Annotated in this window: 14 protein-coding genes and 1 pseudogene; 7 read left to right on the forward strand and 8 right to left on the reverse strand. The window is 70.2% G+C overall.

From position 1 onward, the window contains the following. Nucleotides 1-77: 77 nt before the first annotated feature. From AB0P03_RS36365 to AB0P03_RS36380, 4 genes are all read right to left on the reverse strand, one after another. Complete coding sequence (locus tag AB0P03_RS36365; RefSeq protein ID WP_363632906.1) at nt 78-707, reverse strand: TniB family NTP-binding protein; 630 nt, start codon at nt 705-707, stop codon at nt 78-80. Further along, nucleotides 704-2,935, reverse strand: a complete 2,232-nt coding sequence (locus AB0P03_RS36370; protein WP_363632907.1) for a transposase — start codon at nt 2,933-2,935, stop codon at nt 704-706. The genes AB0P03_RS36365 and AB0P03_RS36370 overlap by 4 nt, the downstream gene beginning before the upstream one ends. Beyond that, nucleotides 2,932-3,747 (reverse strand): TnsA-like heteromeric transposase endonuclease subunit, encoded by an 816-nt coding sequence (locus tag AB0P03_RS36375; protein WP_363632908.1) that lies wholly within the window; start codon nt 3,745-3,747, stop codon nt 2,932-2,934. The genes AB0P03_RS36370 and AB0P03_RS36375 overlap by 4 nt, the downstream gene beginning before the upstream one ends. A 261-nt stretch (nt 3,748-4,008) precedes the next feature. Then, nucleotides 4,009-4,842, reverse strand: a complete 834-nt coding sequence (locus AB0P03_RS36380) for an ETX/MTX2 family pore-forming toxin (protein WP_363632909.1) — start codon at nt 4,840-4,842, stop codon at nt 4,009-4,011. A 700-nt stretch (nt 4,843-5,542) separates the two neighbouring features. On the opposite strand from AB0P03_RS36380, the gene AB0P03_RS36385 reads away from it, so the two are divergent. Next, nucleotides 5,543-5,851 (forward strand): hypothetical protein, encoded by a 309-nt coding sequence (locus tag AB0P03_RS36385; RefSeq protein ID WP_363632911.1) that lies wholly within the window; start codon nt 5,543-5,545, stop codon nt 5,849-5,851. Between the two features lie 87 nt (nt 5,852-5,938). On the opposite strand, the pseudogene AB0P03_RS36390 reads toward AB0P03_RS36385, so the two are convergent. Next, nucleotides 5,939-7,131 (reverse strand): annotated as a pseudogene (locus AB0P03_RS36390) (IS110 family transposase). 695 nt (nt 7,132-7,826) lie between these two features. Between AB0P03_RS36390 and AB0P03_RS36395 the strand changes: the two are divergent. The 5 genes from AB0P03_RS36395 (at nt 7,827) to AB0P03_RS36415 (ending at nt 11,504) form a co-directional block, all read left to right on the forward strand. Then, a complete protein-coding gene (locus AB0P03_RS36395; RefSeq protein ID WP_363632912.1) occupies nt 7,827-9,191 on the forward strand; it encodes an NUDIX hydrolase in 1,365 nt (454 codons plus the stop codon). Further along, nucleotides 9,188-9,772 carry an NUDIX hydrolase gene (locus AB0P03_RS36400; protein ID WP_363632913.1) on the forward strand — a complete coding sequence of 195 codons (585 nt, stop codon included), beginning with the start codon at nt 9,188-9,190 and terminating at the stop codon, nt 9,770-9,772. Before AB0P03_RS36395 ends, AB0P03_RS36400 begins: the two co-directional genes overlap by 4 nt. Before the next feature lie 62 nt (nt 9,773-9,834). Next, nucleotides 9,835-10,146: a hypothetical protein gene (locus tag AB0P03_RS36405; RefSeq protein WP_363632915.1), complete on the forward strand. Its 312-nt coding sequence runs from the start codon at nt 9,835-9,837 to the stop codon at nt 10,144-10,146. 89 nt (nt 10,147-10,235) lie between these two features. Further along, entirely contained in the window at nt 10,236-10,724 is a 489-nt protein-coding gene (locus AB0P03_RS36410; protein ID WP_363632917.1) for a hypothetical protein, read from the forward strand. 204 nt (nt 10,725-10,928) lie between these two features. Next, nucleotides 10,929-11,504: a ferredoxin gene (locus tag AB0P03_RS36415; protein ID WP_363632918.1), complete on the forward strand. Its 576-nt coding sequence runs from the start codon at nt 10,929-10,931 to the stop codon at nt 11,502-11,504. Nucleotides 11,505-11,570: 66 nt separating this feature from the next. On the opposite strand, the gene AB0P03_RS36420 is transcribed toward AB0P03_RS36415, so the two are convergent. Together AB0P03_RS36420 and AB0P03_RS36425 are read right to left on the reverse strand one after the other, a co-directional pair. Continuing rightward, entirely contained in the window at nt 11,571-12,095 is a 525-nt protein-coding gene (locus AB0P03_RS36420; protein WP_363632920.1) for a transposase, read from the reverse strand. A gap of 332 nt (nt 12,096-12,427) precedes the next feature. Further along, complete coding sequence (locus tag AB0P03_RS36425; protein ID WP_363632922.1) at nt 12,428-13,273, reverse strand: MucR family transcriptional regulator; 846 nt, start codon at nt 13,271-13,273, stop codon at nt 12,428-12,430. 346 nt (nt 13,274-13,619) lie between these two features. Between AB0P03_RS36425 and AB0P03_RS36430 the strand changes: the two genes are divergently transcribed. After that, entirely contained in the window at nt 13,620-14,078 is a 459-nt protein-coding gene (locus AB0P03_RS36430) for a hypothetical protein (RefSeq protein WP_363632923.1), read from the forward strand. Nucleotides 14,079-14,098: 20 nt separating this feature from the next. Here AB0P03_RS36430 and AB0P03_RS36435 read toward each other — a convergent pair whose 3' ends face one another. Next, entirely contained in the window at nt 14,099-14,551 is a 453-nt protein-coding gene (locus AB0P03_RS36435) for a hypothetical protein (protein WP_363632925.1), read from the reverse strand. Nucleotides 14,552-15,238 lie beyond the last annotated feature (687 nt).

A 15,238-nucleotide genomic window follows, 5' to 3' on the forward strand; every position in this document is an offset into this window, starting at 1 on the left:
ACAGGCGTTCCGGACACGGTCGGTAAACGAGCCCGCGACGCCCTGGTCACAGGCCCAGACGGACATCACGGGCGGCACTACCTGCGGTCGGTAAAATCCAGAATCAGCGCACGGACCCCATGGCCGTCGAGCGAGGCCGCGACCTGCTGGACGAGCTGGGGAAGGGTCAGGCCCTTCGTGTGGGCGCCGAAGAAGTCGAGGATCGCCTGGCAGGTGCTCTTCGGCGTCGCAGTGACCGGCGTCTGGACATAGACGACAGGTGCGTGAAGCGCTCGCGTTCCGGGCATCGCATACGGATTGATCTGGTCGCCCGCTTCCCGGAAGGTGACCTCGAACTCGGCGGCGATGTCGCAGACGGTCTCAGTCTTTCCCTGGTAACCGAGGCCGAAGACCATCACCCCGGGCCAGGTCGCGGACGTGAGCCGCATGGCGTTGCCCCGGATGCGCCGGTCGACGAGAGAGGCGACTCTCTTCGCCATCGGTGTCTCCTGCAGCGGCATGTTGACGTGCGTCGCCGTGCGGTGCAGGTTGTGGAGCGCCTTGTCGCGATCGCTCATCGCCTGCCACTGGTCCAGGGACAGTCGGGGCGCTGGGACGAAGGACCGGCGGGACCGGCAGTAGTACTGCCAGCCCTCGTAGGTGTCCCGACGGGGAGGCTTGCCGCCGAGGATCCCGGCGAGCGGGTGGGTCGGTGCGGCATCGGTCATGCGTGGTCCTCAAGCGGTGCGGGGGCGTCGTCGGGCGGAATGAGGAAGAGGTTGCGCCGGCGCAGGCTGTCGCCCAGCCGCGGCGGCGGGACCGGGCGACGGACCGACGACACCTCGCGTAGCCGGCGTCGTTCCGCATCGACCGCCTTCGCGATGCCAGCGGCCTCGACGGGCCAGGCGACCACTTCGGCCGCCGGGCCCTCTGACGTGGAGGGCTGGTCGGCTGCGGCTTGCGCGGCGTCGGCGGCCCGGCGCGAGCGGGCGGTCTTCTCCCGCTTGCCCATCTGGGAGGGCCACTGGCTGACCGGAATCGCCGAGCCGAGGATGTCCAGGAGCACTGGCAGCAGTTCCTCGTCCGAGCGCGGTTTCAGCCCGGCCCGGCGGACCTCGCCGAGCAGGGCGTGGACGTTGATGTCCGAGAACGCCGGGACCTCGCCCTCGGGAGGCAGGCCGGTCCAGCGCAGGACGTGCCAGCGTTCGGGATCGTCGGGGTCCTGGAAGAACACGGTGCGGCGGTCGCGGCGGTCGGAGCGGATGACCCACTTGCCCTTGTGCCGGCCTCCCCGTGACGACGGGCCGTGGAAGCGGTCCTCGTCCAGGACGTCGGCGTAGTAGAAGAGCCCGAGGATCTTCACCCCGCGGCCCGCGTGGATCTTCACGTGGTGGGGACGCAGGAGCTTGTAGTAGAGCTCCGGGCCCGGGATCTCCAGGTCCAGGCCGCCCTGCCGTGTTGATGCCGCGAACAGCGAGTTCGGGCTGTGGGGGCCGTCCGGTGCCCAGGCCGGCGCGTACTCGCCCAACTCGCGGTTCTGCCAGACCTTCACCACCCAGGTGGCGACCGCGTGTTCGACCTGGGCCAGCGTCAGCACCGCGTCCGCCTCGGGGTCGGCGCCCCGGTCGGCGACATCGGTGCCGGTGAAGCCCAGCAGGTGCTCCAGCAGCAGCGTCTTGATCGAGGAGAACGCCCGCTCGACAGCGAACTTGTCGTGGGCCCGAAGCGTCCTCGCCGGAAGGATCGTGCAGCCCAACGCCCGCTCGGCGGCGACGATCTGGTGGCTCTTGTAGGGGCCGCCGTGGTCGGTGGTGACCGTCTCCGGCGCGAAGAACGGCAGCGCGGCGACCCTGTGCCCGGCGAACTGGGCGACCAGCGTGGCCGGAGCGCCGGGGTAGGGCCACTCCATGTCCTCGCCCCAGCCCTCGCGCATCGGCAGCGGCATCACCACGTCCCGCAGCAGCATCGCGATGTCCACCGAGGTGTCCGACACCAGCGTGAGCCGGAACGCCACGATCGAATGCGTGTAGAGGTCCAGCGCCAGCGACATCACCGCCGACACCGGCTCCCCGAACACCTGCTCGCGGACCTTCACCGGCAACGGCGTCGAGTCCAGCGCGACCACCTGCCCCGGCCGGTGGACCACCACCCGCCGCCCCGCCTGCGCGACCTCGGCCGTGCGGACGTAGCGCTGACGTGACCCGTCCGGGCCGAACCACTCCCGCCAGACCGCCGCCAGCGTCTTGCAGCACGGAACATCCTCGGCGGGAAAGTCCGGGAACACCTCCCGGACGTACTGGTGCAGCAGCCGGTGCCGGGCGGCCATCGTCATCCGCGAGCGCCGCAGGGACTCCTCCCGGACGGCGTAGATCCCTTCACGGATCTCCGGGGTGATGCTCGGCCGGCCTCCGCCCGCGCGGAGCCAGCGGCCGTCCGCGCAGGCCAGCACCAGATCCTCGCCCTCGCTGCTGGCCAGACGCTTCAGCGTCCGCTCACTCATGAAGCGCAGCCCCAGCGCCTCCGCCTCGACGGCCGGCATCGCCCGCAGCTCGGCGGCCTTGGCCCGGCGGCGCTCGCCAAGGGTGGTCGTCACCGGGTCGAACCCCGGTCTCGGCTCGCCCGGCAGGGCCCGCTCCGGGCGCCCGGCCCGAAAGCCGCTCTGGGTCTCCAACACGTGCTCGGCCCGGATCCGAGCCCGCCGCACCTGGTCGGGGGTCAGGTCGGACAGAACCACTCCCCGCCGGTCGCCGCCCGCTGGGGCCAGACGGCCGGGAGCGGCCAGTGCACGGATGCCGGGGTGGTTCGCCAGCCAGCGCAACGACCGCCGGCTCCGCTCTCCGCCGGCATCGGCCAGGACCACCCGGCCCAGGTGCGGTTCCAGTTCCTCAACCGTGTAACGGACGCCGCTGAGCTCCAGTCGGACCCCGGGTGCCAGGACCAGGACGCCGCGGCTCACGACCGTCGCCCCATCGCAGCGGGGCCGGGCTGCTGCCCGGCGGGCCAGACCGGGGACCGGTCGCCGAGCGGCTCACTCAGATCGATACTGAGCCGGCGGTGCCAGAGCAGATGGATCGCCTCCGTTCGAGCGAGCTCGGGCCACTGCGTGGCCTCCACCAGTTCCCCGAACCGCAACGGTCCGTCAGCCACGGCGGCCAGGAGCTGCCCCTGCAGACCGAGCGGGTCTGTGCGTGTCCGGCGCCGGGCCGACAACGCGTCCAGCACCGACTGGACGTGCGGACGCCAGCCGCCGACCACGGTGTAGTGCCAGCCCGCCGCCGTCGCGACCTCCCGTGCTGCGGCGAACTTCAGCGCGTCCTCGTCGCGGACCAGCGCGGCCGGGCGCACGTCGAACAGCCAGTTGCCGTCAGGCATCAGCGCCAGGAAGTCCGGGATGTGCGCCGAGCGGCCGCCGGTGTGCTCGAAGTCCAGGCGGAACGCCTGCGGCAGCACCTCCCGGGCCCGCACGAAGTCCAGCGCCCGCAGCAGGTCCCGCTCCTCCAGCGACTCGAACCCGTGCTGCCGGCCGGTGGAGACCATGAACTCCAAACCCGGCCGGTGCCGCTGCCTCGCCCGCCAGGTGAACCGGCGAACCGGCCGCGAGTCCAGGACCGGTACCGAGCCCAGGTCCCGCACCGGCCAGACGACCTGGCCGCCGCCGACGGTCCAGGTCGTCGACCACCGGCGCGGCCAGGAACCGTCCAGCACCAGGTCCCGGCGGAAGACGGTGTCACCCGTGAACGGTGTGATCAGCGCTGCCAGGTCACACACATCCGAACGAATCACCGGATCGGTTCGTGTACTCACCCGAGAACCACACCACCCAATGCCACCGCCCACGAGCGAAATCCCCGAAAGAGGACACCCCCCGGGCGGCAATCACCCGCGAGAGTGGCGCAACCCGGCCCGCAGACACGGCCGGCTCCGGAGAACGCCGACACCGAGCCCGGCGGGATCCCGGAAAGAGCGCCAGGGGGCCACGCAGGACCGGGCGGTGGAGTTCGGCGGCGCCGGCGCCGCCGCCCGCCGGCACTACACCGCGTTCTCCAGAACTGCCCCCAGGAGCGCGACCTGCGCGTCGCCCGGAAGGGTCTCCAGAACCTGAAGCGGCGTTTCCTCGGCCCCCTTCTTCCTCTCGGTCACCACGGTCCTCACCCTCACCCCGGCCTTCGCGGACAGGGACCCGGTCGCACGCCCGATCAACTCCGTGCCGTCGAGCCGGTACCGAGGACTGTCCGCCGCGCTCTTGCCCTCCAGGTCAAAGCCGTAGTAGGCCTTCGTCTCGTCGGTTCCCAGGTCCAGATAGGAGATGAAGACGCCGATCTCGTACTCCTTGCCATCATCAAAGTGCAGGTAGAGGTGGGCACGCCCCTCGAAGCCGACCGTGAGCTCCCCTTCGTCCACGAAGACCACCGCCGTGACCCCCGTGTGCGGGGGAACCCTGACCGGAGTGTCGACCCCCCAGGTCTCGGTGACACTCTTCTCCTCGGAACTCGTACTGCTCTGCCCCTCCTTGAAGCCGATCTTCCCTCCCATACTCCCGAAGCCCTCCAGCTTGACCTCCATCGAGATCTCCTGGTCCGCCTCGAACGTCTTCGTCTTGCTCACCGTCACCGACCGGGTGACATCCTTCGAGATCTTGAGGGTCTGCGACTGCTCCACGGACGTGTCGTTCGTGTAGTCAATCGAGTAGATCTGCTGGCTGTCCGGCAGGGGTTTGATCGAAGGGGAGGACAGCGTCGCGTCGCCGAGCACCTCCGCACGCGTGTGTGCCAACGCAGCCCGAACCGCCGCCGGGATGTCTTTGATGAAGGGGGTGCCCTTCGTGAGGGCATCCGTGAAGATGCGCTCCAGGTAGTTCGTCATCGTTGTCTCCTGAACTCATGGACTGCGTCGCTTGCCCGGGCTGCGGCCGTCGATCCACATCCGCCCCGCGGGTAGCGGGCGGCTGCGACGTCGAACACCTCGCGCACGAACGCGTCGCGACCCTGATGGGTGGCGACCATGGTCATTCGTACCGAAACCACGGGCCGCCATGCGGTGCGATCGACGCCGACGACCAGCCAAACCGCCCCTTCGAGTGGAACCGCGCTCCAGGGGATGACGAGAGCAAGGGCGAGCACGCCCGCGCACCCGCAGCATGCCCTTGAGGATGATGTGGGGGCGTTCTACCGACACAAACCCGCCCGCCCGCGAGGCTCGGAGACCACCCACTCAGCCTCCGTCCAGCGAGGCATCACACCCTCGCGGTCACAACCGGCGCCGCCGCACGTCCCTCCGGCCCACGGCGAGCCCGGGGAAGAGGAAGTCGCAGCTGCCGCCGACCTGTTCGATCGATGCGGGGGGCGTGAGTGGACCATCGCCCAGAACCTCGAGCACCCAGTAGAGCCGTCTCCAGCACGAAGTCCCCCCGCGCCCGGCTGCCACGGCGACTTTCCAATGCCGACTGTCAAGCGGCTCCGGCGAGGGCTGGAGTGACGCGGCACTTCGCGGCGTGCCAGTCGGGTTCCCGGTCCACCGCTGAGGATAATCCTGCGTGATCATCTTCTATACGCAAGGAGTGACTATGCGTCGTCTGTGCACCACCCTCGGCACCCTGGCCGCAGGCGCCCTGCTGGCGGTGGGCCTTACCGGATCGGCCTATGCCGCGACCGGCACCTTCGACTTCACCACCTCCGAAGGGACGGAAGAGGCCATCCAGAACCCGCAGGACAACATCTGCTACGGCGTCGACATCAGCGGACGGACAGTCAACGGGACCAATCGCGACGCCATCGTCTTCTCGGGCGAGCGGTGCAGGGGCTCCCACGTCGTCCTGACCCCGGGCCAGGAGGACTCGCAGCTGCGCGGGCAGAGCGTGAGGTTCATCCGCTGACACATTGACAGCGAGAGCCGCCGCACCGCGCACAAGCGGGCCCAGTCGCCTGTCGGCAACCGGTGCGGCGGCCGGCGGGCCACCACGTCAAGCTGCTCGGGCGGGGGCCGGGGCGGTCTGGAAGGGTGCGTCATCGCGGATCATGGCCCATATGACGTTGACGCGTCGGCGAGCGAGGGCAATGACGGCCTGCTCGTGCCCTTTGCCCTCCTTCCTCTTCCGGTCGTAGTACGCCTTCGAGACCGGGCACCAGAACACGCTGACCTGAGCGGACAGGAAGAGGGCGCGTTGGAGGCCGCGGTGGTATCGGCGGGGCCTGCGCAGGTTGCCGCTGACTTTCCCGGAGTCCCAGGGGACCGGGGCCAGGCCGGCGAACCCGGCCACGCGGTCCGGGCCGGCGAGGCGGTCAGATCCCCGCCGGTCGCGGCGATGAACTCGGCACCGAGGGTGGGGCCCATGCCAGGCAGGGTGAGGATCACCTCGGCGTCCCGGTGCTGGCGGAAGCGGGCTTCGATCCGGGTGTCGAGTTCGGCCACTTCGTCGCTGTGCGCGACCACTGAACGGGCGAGGCGGGCGATGAGTTCGGCGCCCAGTTCCTCGCCGCGCAGGGCGGTCATCTGGGCCTGGGCGGCTTCTACGGCTCGGGCCGCGAGCGGGCCGGCGGAGTGGACCTTGCGGTTGCGGAGCCAGGTCTCCAGCCGTCGGACGCCCATGCGGCGGATCGCGGCCGGGGTCTGGTAGGCGGTCAGTAGGAGGACGGGGCCCTTCTTCGTTAGGTCGAGGGCCCGTTCCAGGGCGGGGAAGAACTCCAGGAGCTGGGCCCGGAGACGGTTGATCTGGCGGGTCCGGTCGTGGACCACGTCCAGGCGCCGGGCGGTCAGGAGGCGCAGGTCGAGGGCGATGTCGTCGCCGGGGCGGAGCATGCTCACGTCGCGGCGGACGCGGGCCTGGTCGGCGATGATGAAGGCGTCGCGGGCGTCGGTCTTGCCTTCGCCCCGGTAGGTGGTGGACGCCTGGTGGATGGTCCGGCCGGTGAGGTAGGCGACGGGTTGTCCGTGGTTGAGGAGGAGGCCGGTCGCCAGGGCGGCGATGCCGGTGTTGATGTCCACGGCCCACAGCACGTCGCCGGATATCTCCAGGACATCGGCGATGAGCTGGAGCAGCTCGGTCTCGTCGTTCAGGACGCGGCGGGACAGCAGCCGCTTGCCGCCGCCGTTGATCACTACCGCGTGGTGGTGCTTCTTGCCGATGTCCAGTCCGGCCCAGATTTCGGGCACGATTCCCTCCGCCAGTTCGTCGTCACGTTCGGTCCCGCAGACGGCCTCGCCGACGTTGTCTTACGGAGCGATCGAGTCGCGATTCCCAATTGGTGGTCGAGCCGTCGCGGGGCTCCGGGCGGCCAAGTTGCCTAAGCCATGCCGACCGCAACGGGCAACGAGCCATACCCAGAGCCCCTGGGCTCCGCCGATCTTACGAATGACCAGTTCGAACCCACGAAGAAGGTAAGACGGGCAACGGCGCCCTTGGCCTTCACCGGCGCCCGGCGGCCAGCTAGGTCGAGGGCCTCGGAGTGCAGGCGAGCTGCCCAGAATCCACCGTCGCCGAGGGCTACCGATGCCGTACCGACGCGACAGTTAGCGTGCTTCGTCACAGTCACCCGCTGTAGCCAAGCGGACTGTTAGGCCAACTATCGATTCCATGGGCCAACTACAGATTCCGGCCTCACGCTGCACCGACACGATCGGGGCAGAGCAGACCGAAAGGCGCTTGAAATCGAAAAGTCCGCCTTCGACCCGGGCTCGCCGGGAACCGCCTGGCTTGATCGGACGACTCGAACAGCGGCAGGATCTCCAACCCGGGCACCGTTCCCAACGAAGCATCAACTCCTGTGTAAAACATAGTCATTGACGCTGTCATGCGACGTGACGGCGCCGGGTCGCGCCGCGCTCACCTTCCAGGACGAGGAGCTCTACGAATGATCGACTTCGAGGTGCTGACGGCTTCCGCCCGCCGCGAGGGAATCGAACGCTTCGGGGTCGGCGTCGTGGTCCGCGACCGCTCGGGCCGGGTCCTGCTGATCCGGCGGGCAGCCCACGACGACCTGCCCGGTCTCTGGGAGTACCCGGGCGGCGGCCGGGAGGGCGACGACGACATCGAGGCCAGCGCGGCGCGCGAACTCGCCGAGGAGACCGGCCTCACGGGCCTGCAGCTGGAGTACGCGCGCACTCTGGACTACACCAACCACAACGGCCGCCTCGTCAGGCAGTTCGTGTTCACTGCCGTCGTCGCGGACGGCACGGTCGTGGTCCTGTCCGACGACCACGACGGCCAGCAGTGGGCCCGGCCCGAGGCCCTGCCGCGCACCGGCGACGGGCAGCGCCAGGTCATCACCTGGCTGGCCGAGCACCTCGCCGCCCCCGGCTGGCGGCCCGTCGGCGGCCACCTCACCACCATCGCCCGACCCGCCACCTACGGCTCCTTCCTCGTCACCGACCCCGCCGGCCGGATCCTCGGGATGCGCTCGGCCACCGACCCGGCCGTCTGGGACTTCCCCGGAGGGATGGTCGAGCACGGCGAGTCCCCGTTCGACGCCGCGGTGCGCGAGGCCCGCGAGGAACTGGGCCTGGACCTGGCCGCAGAGAACCCGCAGCTGCTCCGCCGCCGCCTGGTCGCCGTGATCCACACCCAGGCCGACGCCGGCTACCCGGTGCCGGTGGTGGGCCACGTCTTCGACGGCGGCACTCTGACCACCGAGCAGCAGGCCCGGATCCGGCTCGATCCGGCCGAGCACACCGAGTTCCGGTTCGAGACGGCCCACGACTGGCGCCACCACATGGAACTGGACCACTACCAGCGACTGCGGCAGGTCCTGCGCGCCCACCGGTGCGGACGCACGCTCTACCTGGAGCGCCCCGCCCCGCACAGCGACGACTTCGAGGGCGTCCTGGCCCTGGTCACCGATCCGAACGGCCGGCTGCTGATGCACCTGCGCGACACCGGCCCCGGCCCCTGGCCCGGCTACTGGACCCCGCCCGGAGGCTGGCGCGAGGGCGACGAGAGCGCCGAGGAGGCCGCGGTGCGCGAGGTTCGCGAGGAGGCCGGGATCGAGATCACCGGGCTGCGCGCCCTCCCCGACCCACACTCCGACCACGGCCTCCCGCTCACCCGCGTCCTGCACGCCAGCTGGAACGGCCCCGAGAAGGACCTCCAGCTCGGCAACGAGGGCCAGGCCGTCCGCATGGTCCCCCTGGCCGAAGTCCTAGGCCTCCACGTCCCGCCCTACCTGCAGCACTACCTCCCGCTGCTCACCAGCAGCCGGCCCGAAGGAGCCCACCCGTGAACGCCGCACCGACCGTCACCCGCCAGCCGGCCGTTCCCCAGCCGTGGAAGCGCCACGGCAGCACCACCTTGCTGGACACCGGCTCCTACCTGATCCACCGCGACACGGTGACCCAGCCCGACGGCACCGAAGCGGCCTTCGAGTTCCACCAGGCCCGGGTCGACGGGGCGGTGACGGTCGCGATGGACGAGCAGGGCCGGATCGCCATGGTCCGCTACCGCTCCTACGTCCACGGCGAGGTCCTCACCCCGCCCGGCGGGAAGCTGGACCCGGGCGAGGAGCCGCTGCAGGGAGCCCGCCGCGAGCTCAAGGAGGAGTCCGGCATCACGGCCGGCGAGTGGAGCCCGCTCGGCCGGATCGCGCTGATGACCAAGTCCACTGCCTATCTGCACATGTTCCTCGCCCGGGATCTGACGGTCGGTGAGCAGGAGCTGACCAGCACCGAGACGGGCATGACCGTGGAGTGGTGGCCGCTCGAGGAGGCGGTGGCCGCGGCGATGGATGGCCGGCTCCTGCTGTCCGGGGCCGTGGTGTCGGTTCTGATGGCCGCCCAGGCCATGGGTGCAGCGGGGCGCGCGTGAGCGCCCAACCGGCGGACCCTCCGCCTCACTCGACCGGCCCGAACCGAACCGGAGCCAAGGACTTGTCCCTCTTCCCCGGTGGGGCCAGCGCCTACCGCGCCTTCCGGCCCGGCCTGCCCGAGGACGCCGCCACACTCCTGACCGACACCGTCTGCGGCACGCCCCACCCGATGCTGCTCGACCTGGGCACCGGCACCGGGCAGGTCCCCGCCGCCGTCCACGGGGCCTTCACGCGGATCGACATCGTCGAGCCCGACCAGGGGATGATCGATGAGGCGATCGCGGTGCTGCGGGCGCTGGCGGAGTTCAGCCCCGAGAGCACCTTCGACGAGCTCGTACGCACCGAGGCGATCATCGCCACCCGGCCCAGCTAACCGACGGATCCCAGCATGCAGAAGCGAAGCCCAGCGCTGCTACTTTCCGGCCGCCGTCGGCCAGACGGCCAGAGCCCAAGGAGACAGCAGTGACCATCCACATAGAGCCGTCGGCATTCGGCCCAGTCAAGGCCGTCGCCGCCGAACACGTCGTTGCCCACTGGCTCAGCGAGAAGGGCGGCGAGCCCACCCTCTACGGCGGACGGCGCAAGGGCCACGACATCGTCGACGGCGGCTGGCTCATCGATGCCAAGCTCCTGGTGCCAGCGTCAGCGAGCGAGATCTCCCGAATCCCCGGCTGCACCCATAAGCTCCGTCGAGACCTGTGGAAGCCGTTCGATCCGGACCGCACCACACACATCATGCTCGTGGAGTTCCCGCTGGACTGGACTGCGGAGAGCACCACGTCCTTCGCCCAAACAACGATCACCATCCGGCACGAGGACGTCCACCTCTACCTCGTCGAAGTCGCCGAGTTCAACGAGATCCTGCTCGAAGGGCGCGAGGAAGCCGAGGCCGAGAAGTGGGCCTTCATCCACCTCGACGACGTCTGGCTCAAGGAGCACCGCGTCCTGTGACTACCTCGTCCGGGAGGGCAATTGCCAGCCCTCCCGGACCACACAGCGGAGGCACGGTTGTTAGTTCAGAGAAACTGGATGGATCAGGAAGAGGCTCTGCGGCTGCTCGACGGGTCACCGCACCGGACGCTGCCGTCGCGGTCATGGGCGAGGGCAGCCTGTGGACCGCCCGCGACCTGTATGGACTGACCATACGATGACCGCATGACGCTCTACTTCGATGCGGCGGCAGTCCTGTTCGAGGCCTACCCCTGCTACACGGGCCGGTGGGAGGACCTCTTCTGGCTTAACGTGCCGGGGCCGGTGTACGGCGGCGAGACGGACAGCTGCGGGACCGGGCGGCTCCATGCGCCCCGTCATGTCCTTTACGGTGACGACTGCTTCGGCGAGTACGTCTACCGCCAGCCGCGAACGGCAGACGAGGTCAAGGACGTGCTCCTCGCCATCGAAGAGGAGCCGTGGGGTGGCTACAACTGTGACGGCGACCAGCGGTGGACCCCGCAACTGGTCCGGGAGTGGTGGCGCGACCGCGGGCGAGTCCTCGAGTACCTGAGGGGCCAGTCGCAAGCGTGGGAACGCATCGACGCATGGATGCCCAGACAGCGCACCGTGGAGGGTGTCCGCGACTTCGCGGCCTACATTGGAGGCGGCACGAACTCCGGGAGCCTGGAGAACGACCTCCGGGTCTACCTCTACTGGCTGGAGGAGCATCGCTCTCCCGCACCGGGCGACGTACTGCCCGATCTGGCTCTGGCACGGGCTCCGCGCCTTCCGCTGTGATCTTCATGATCCGGTGCGGGCTGGCCCAGCCTGTACCAGATACAGTCCGGTTGGGCCGCACCGATCTCAATGCGGTTCTCGGACAAGAAGGTGTCCCGGTCGATGGCGGCCCGCTGGGGTCCGGTGGGTGAGGGGCCGCGTCGGAGGCCGGCGAGTGCGAGGGGCGTGATGGCGCGCACCGCCCACGCGATCAGGGGGTGACATCGCAGGACTGGACCCAGCTGGCGAGCGGGTGATCGCCCGGTGCCGGTGGAGGACTTCGAGATCGGCTACCCCGATCACCCGCCACCCCAGCGATGCCTCGATGGGGTCGGACCTGCCGATGCGGCCGCGCTCGACCCGGTCGGTCTCCACCACTGTCTGGCCGGTCCGGCGGGCGGCACGGGTGAAGCCGGAGCCATAGGAGGAGGTTCCCTCCACCCCGATGGCGGTCACGGTGCCGTGGGCGGTCAGGAACGCGACCACGGCGGTGTAGCCGGCGGCGGTGGTGGGGACCTCGGCGTCGGCGACGTGGCCGCCACGGTCGGTGATCACCGCAAGGTGGATGGTGTCAGCGTGGGAGTCCACCCCGCCGAACATCGTCTGACCCATGGCGCCCCGGCCGGCGGGCAGCCCAGCAGGGCGTCAGTCTGCAGATCCACGACTACCGGAGACCCAGTGACGGCTATCAGTGTCGGTGGCGGCCTGTGGGGTGCGCAGCGGCCCCGAGAAGGTCACCGTGGGCTCCGGGCTGGTGCGGTCCCGGGCCCGCTCGGGGGTTCGGGACCGGGCCGCCCCTCTACGGTGCCGGTATCGGTCCCGGGTGGCGCGCGGGGTTACTCCGTGACGGCATCGGCCGCCGGGGTGGTGTGTACGGCGGCTGCGGCCACTGGTGAGGAGCGGGGCTGCTGTGGGAGGCGGCGGCGCGACGGTGGGGAAGGTAGCTACGGGAGTGCAGGGCGGGGCTGGTCGGTGCTGGGGACGTGGTGGCCGTGGAGGAGGCGGGAGAGGCCTGCTGGGCTGATGCCGATGGCCGGGGCGATGGTGCGTTGCTGGATGCCGTCCTGGAGGAGTGCGCGGACGAGGTCGAGGAGTTGGTGGCCGGTGAGGTCGCGCAGTTTCTGGGTTTCGTCCGGGGTGAGGGGGCGTTGTTCGGTGGCGGCTTTGAGTGCGCGGGCTGTGGCGTTGGCCGATCGCTCGGCGTGCTGGCATTCCTTGGAGCGGCAGGTCTTGAGGTTGTAGCCGCCGGGCAGGGGGCACCATTGGGCGCCGCAGTGCGGGCAGGTACGGACCTTCGCCTGACGGGCGGTGCGGCCGTTGGCTCGGGATTGCTGTGCGCGTCCGAGGCGGACCTGGGCAGAGAAGTTGGAGAGGTCGCGTGCAGCGGCTGCGGCGGCGGGATCTCTGGCGGCTTCGAAGCGGTTCCATGCGGGCGTGCCGATGCGGGAGCGAGAGAGCTCGGACCGGGTATCGCGCAGGTCGGCCGAGATGAGGGCCAGTCCTCGGGCGAGGCCGTGTGCTTCGCGGTACTGGGCCGCGGACATGCCGTGGGCCCGGTTGACGTGGAAGGCGAGTCCCTTCAGCCGGCGGCCGCACTCGTGGCACAGGACGGTGGAGCCGTCGTCGTCGAAGATGCCGTACTGGCCGTGGCCGTCTATTTGGCCGATGCGGGCGACCTGCGGGTCGACGAGGGGTTTACCGGCAGCTTTGCGTCTGTAGCAGCGCAGGCAGAGCCCGGTGACCACAGCACGGCGCTGTCCGCAGCCGTCGCAGATCCGCTTCCCGGTCATGGTGAGAACCCTAGAGCACGGCTACGACACCCATGGTGACTTTCGATAACAGCCCTACCGTCACCAACCACTCCGGCGAGCCTTCCGAACCGCCGTTTCCACGTGTACGCGAGGGGCCCGCGCCCCGCCGGCAGAGTGGGTGGCTGAGGTCTCGGGTGGTTCTGGAAGGCCGCGGGACTTCAATGGACGGTGTTCGACGGGCAGCTCCCACCGCACACCCGCCGAACACCCGCACCCCGAAGTACGACTACGCGCCCCAAAGCACTACACGCCCGACGCCCCGCCACGTCAACGACACCTGACCGCCCCCAAGCGCGGATCCACCCCATCCACCACAAGACGCGGCATGATGCCCGCTGTGCACGCCGCCCCCGCCGAACCGGCCCAGGCCAGCAGGCCCAGCACCGGCTACCGAATCGCCGTAAACGCGCTCGCCCTCGTCTCGCTCGGCTGGTGGATCATCTCGGTCCCCCACTTCGCCGCCGCGCTGCGCCCCGAGTACGGCACCGTCGCGTGCTGGCCGGCCGCCCTCGCCTTCCCCTCGATGGCCTGGGTGCTCGCCGACTACACCAACCGCCTGCGCCATCACAGCCTCGGCCTGCGGATCCGCCACGGGCTCGTCGTCGCCCTGGTCTCCGTCTACGCCGTCGCCCTCAGCGCGATGACCTACCCCCTGGACAACCCCGGCCACGCCCCCTGGCCCGTCATCGTCTGGATGGGCGGGATGCACATGATGGTCGGCTACCTCGGCCCACTGATGATCACCGCCGCGCGCCACGACCACCAGGAACGAAGCCCGACCTGACAGGGCGCCAGCGCCCGTACTCAGCCGAGCTGGACCGCGAGCAGGCCCGCCTCCGCCTCTTCCTTCTGCAGCGTGGTCTTCCCGCGGTGACTGACCTCGACCTGGTAGAACTTCGGGCCCTTCGGCACGTCCTGAACCGCCACCGGGAACATGCAGCCGTTCAGGCCCTTCGGGCTGCCGCTCCCCAACGCGCCGGTCGCCAACACCTTGCCGCTCTCGTCGTACACCGTCACCGAGGTGCCCATGGCGATGTCGTCGTACCCGCGCAGGCCGGCGCACCCGGATGAGGTGGTCCCCGAACTGGCACCACTCTTGAGCATCATGGAACCGGTGAGAGCGAACGTCCCGGTACCCGGCGAGCCGGCCGTCGACGCCGTGCCGGTCGAACCGCCGGACGACAGCCCCCACGTCACGCCAACCACCCCGGCCCCGGCCACGAAGCCCACCAGGCCGGCAACGAACCACACCGGCACCCGAACGCTCGACCAGGCCGCCGAGCACGTAGTCCCGGACCGGGGTGATGTGGGCGAGCGGACGGCCGGGCCGGCTGTCGTCGTGCCAGCGGCCACAGGCCAGGCGCACGCGGCCACCGGCCAGCGCCGCGAGGAGCCGATGGTCCTCTGCGTCGAGCCACCGGGTACCGGTGATCCGGACCCCGACGTTGCGGCAGGCCGGGGCGTCGATCTGCTCGGTCTCGTGACCGGTGCGGTCCAGGATCCGGCGGATCCGGTCGTGGTACTGCCCCTCGGTCACCTCGGTTCCCTCGTAGTGGACGTAGCGGCAACGCACGCTGAGCGGGTCACCGGCGTTCCAGAGGACGAACCCGGAGCTGCGCGTCGTACAGCCCTCGTCCCACCCGGGCGCCTGGTGAGGGAACACCGCGCACGAGACGAGCAGCCTGGCCACCCTGGCCTGCTGCGGCCGGCAGCGGATCACCGCCCGCTCGACGTCGGCCACCCACACACCCCCCCTCTGAGGCGAACCGGTCGGCAGCCGCCACCGCCGCCCGCCGCGCAGCAGCGTAGGACCGTGGCGGGGCCGGGCCGAGGACAGGACCGACCTGGTTCACCCGATCGGGTGAACCAGGTCGGCGCCCCCCTTCTACACGGGCACGCAGGACGCGGGCGACCGGGGCGGATCCCTGAACAAAGCACCCCGGA

It is taken from the genome of Kitasatospora sp. NPDC088779, assembly GCF_040685395.1.
In the GTDB taxonomy this organism is placed as follows: Bacteria; Actinomycetota; Actinomycetes; order Streptomycetales; family Streptomycetaceae; genus Kitasatospora.

Excerpts from the sequence above, each read along its gene's own strand:
- AB0P03_RS36365 (WP_363632906.1), bottom strand. The coding sequence starts at position 707 with ATGACCGATGCCGCACCGACCCACCCGCTCGCCGGGATCCTCGGCGGC.
- AB0P03_RS36380 (WP_363632909.1), bottom strand. The coding sequence starts at position 4,842 with ATGACGAACTACCTGGAGCGCATCTTCACGGATGCCCTCACGAAGGGC.
- AB0P03_RS36385 (WP_363632911.1), top strand. The coding sequence starts at position 5,543 with ATGCGTCGTCTGTGCACCACCCTCGGCACCCTGGCCGCAGGCGCCCTG.
- AB0P03_RS36395 (WP_363632912.1), top strand. The coding sequence starts at position 7,827 with ATGATCGACTTCGAGGTGCTGACGGCTTCCGCCCGCCGCGAGGGAATC.
- AB0P03_RS36415 (WP_363632918.1), top strand. The coding sequence starts at position 10,929 with ATGACGCTCTACTTCGATGCGGCGGCAGTCCTGTTCGAGGCCTACCCC.
- AB0P03_RS36420 (WP_363632920.1), bottom strand. The coding sequence starts at position 12,095 with ATGGGTCAGACGATGTTCGGCGGGGTGGACTCCCACGCTGACACCATC.
- AB0P03_RS36425 (WP_363632922.1), bottom strand. The coding sequence starts at position 13,273 with ATGACCGGGAAGCGGATCTGCGACGGCTGCGGACAGCGCCGTGCTGTG.
- AB0P03_RS36430 (WP_363632923.1), top strand. The coding sequence starts at position 13,620 with ATGATGCCCGCTGTGCACGCCGCCCCCGCCGAACCGGCCCAGGCCAGC.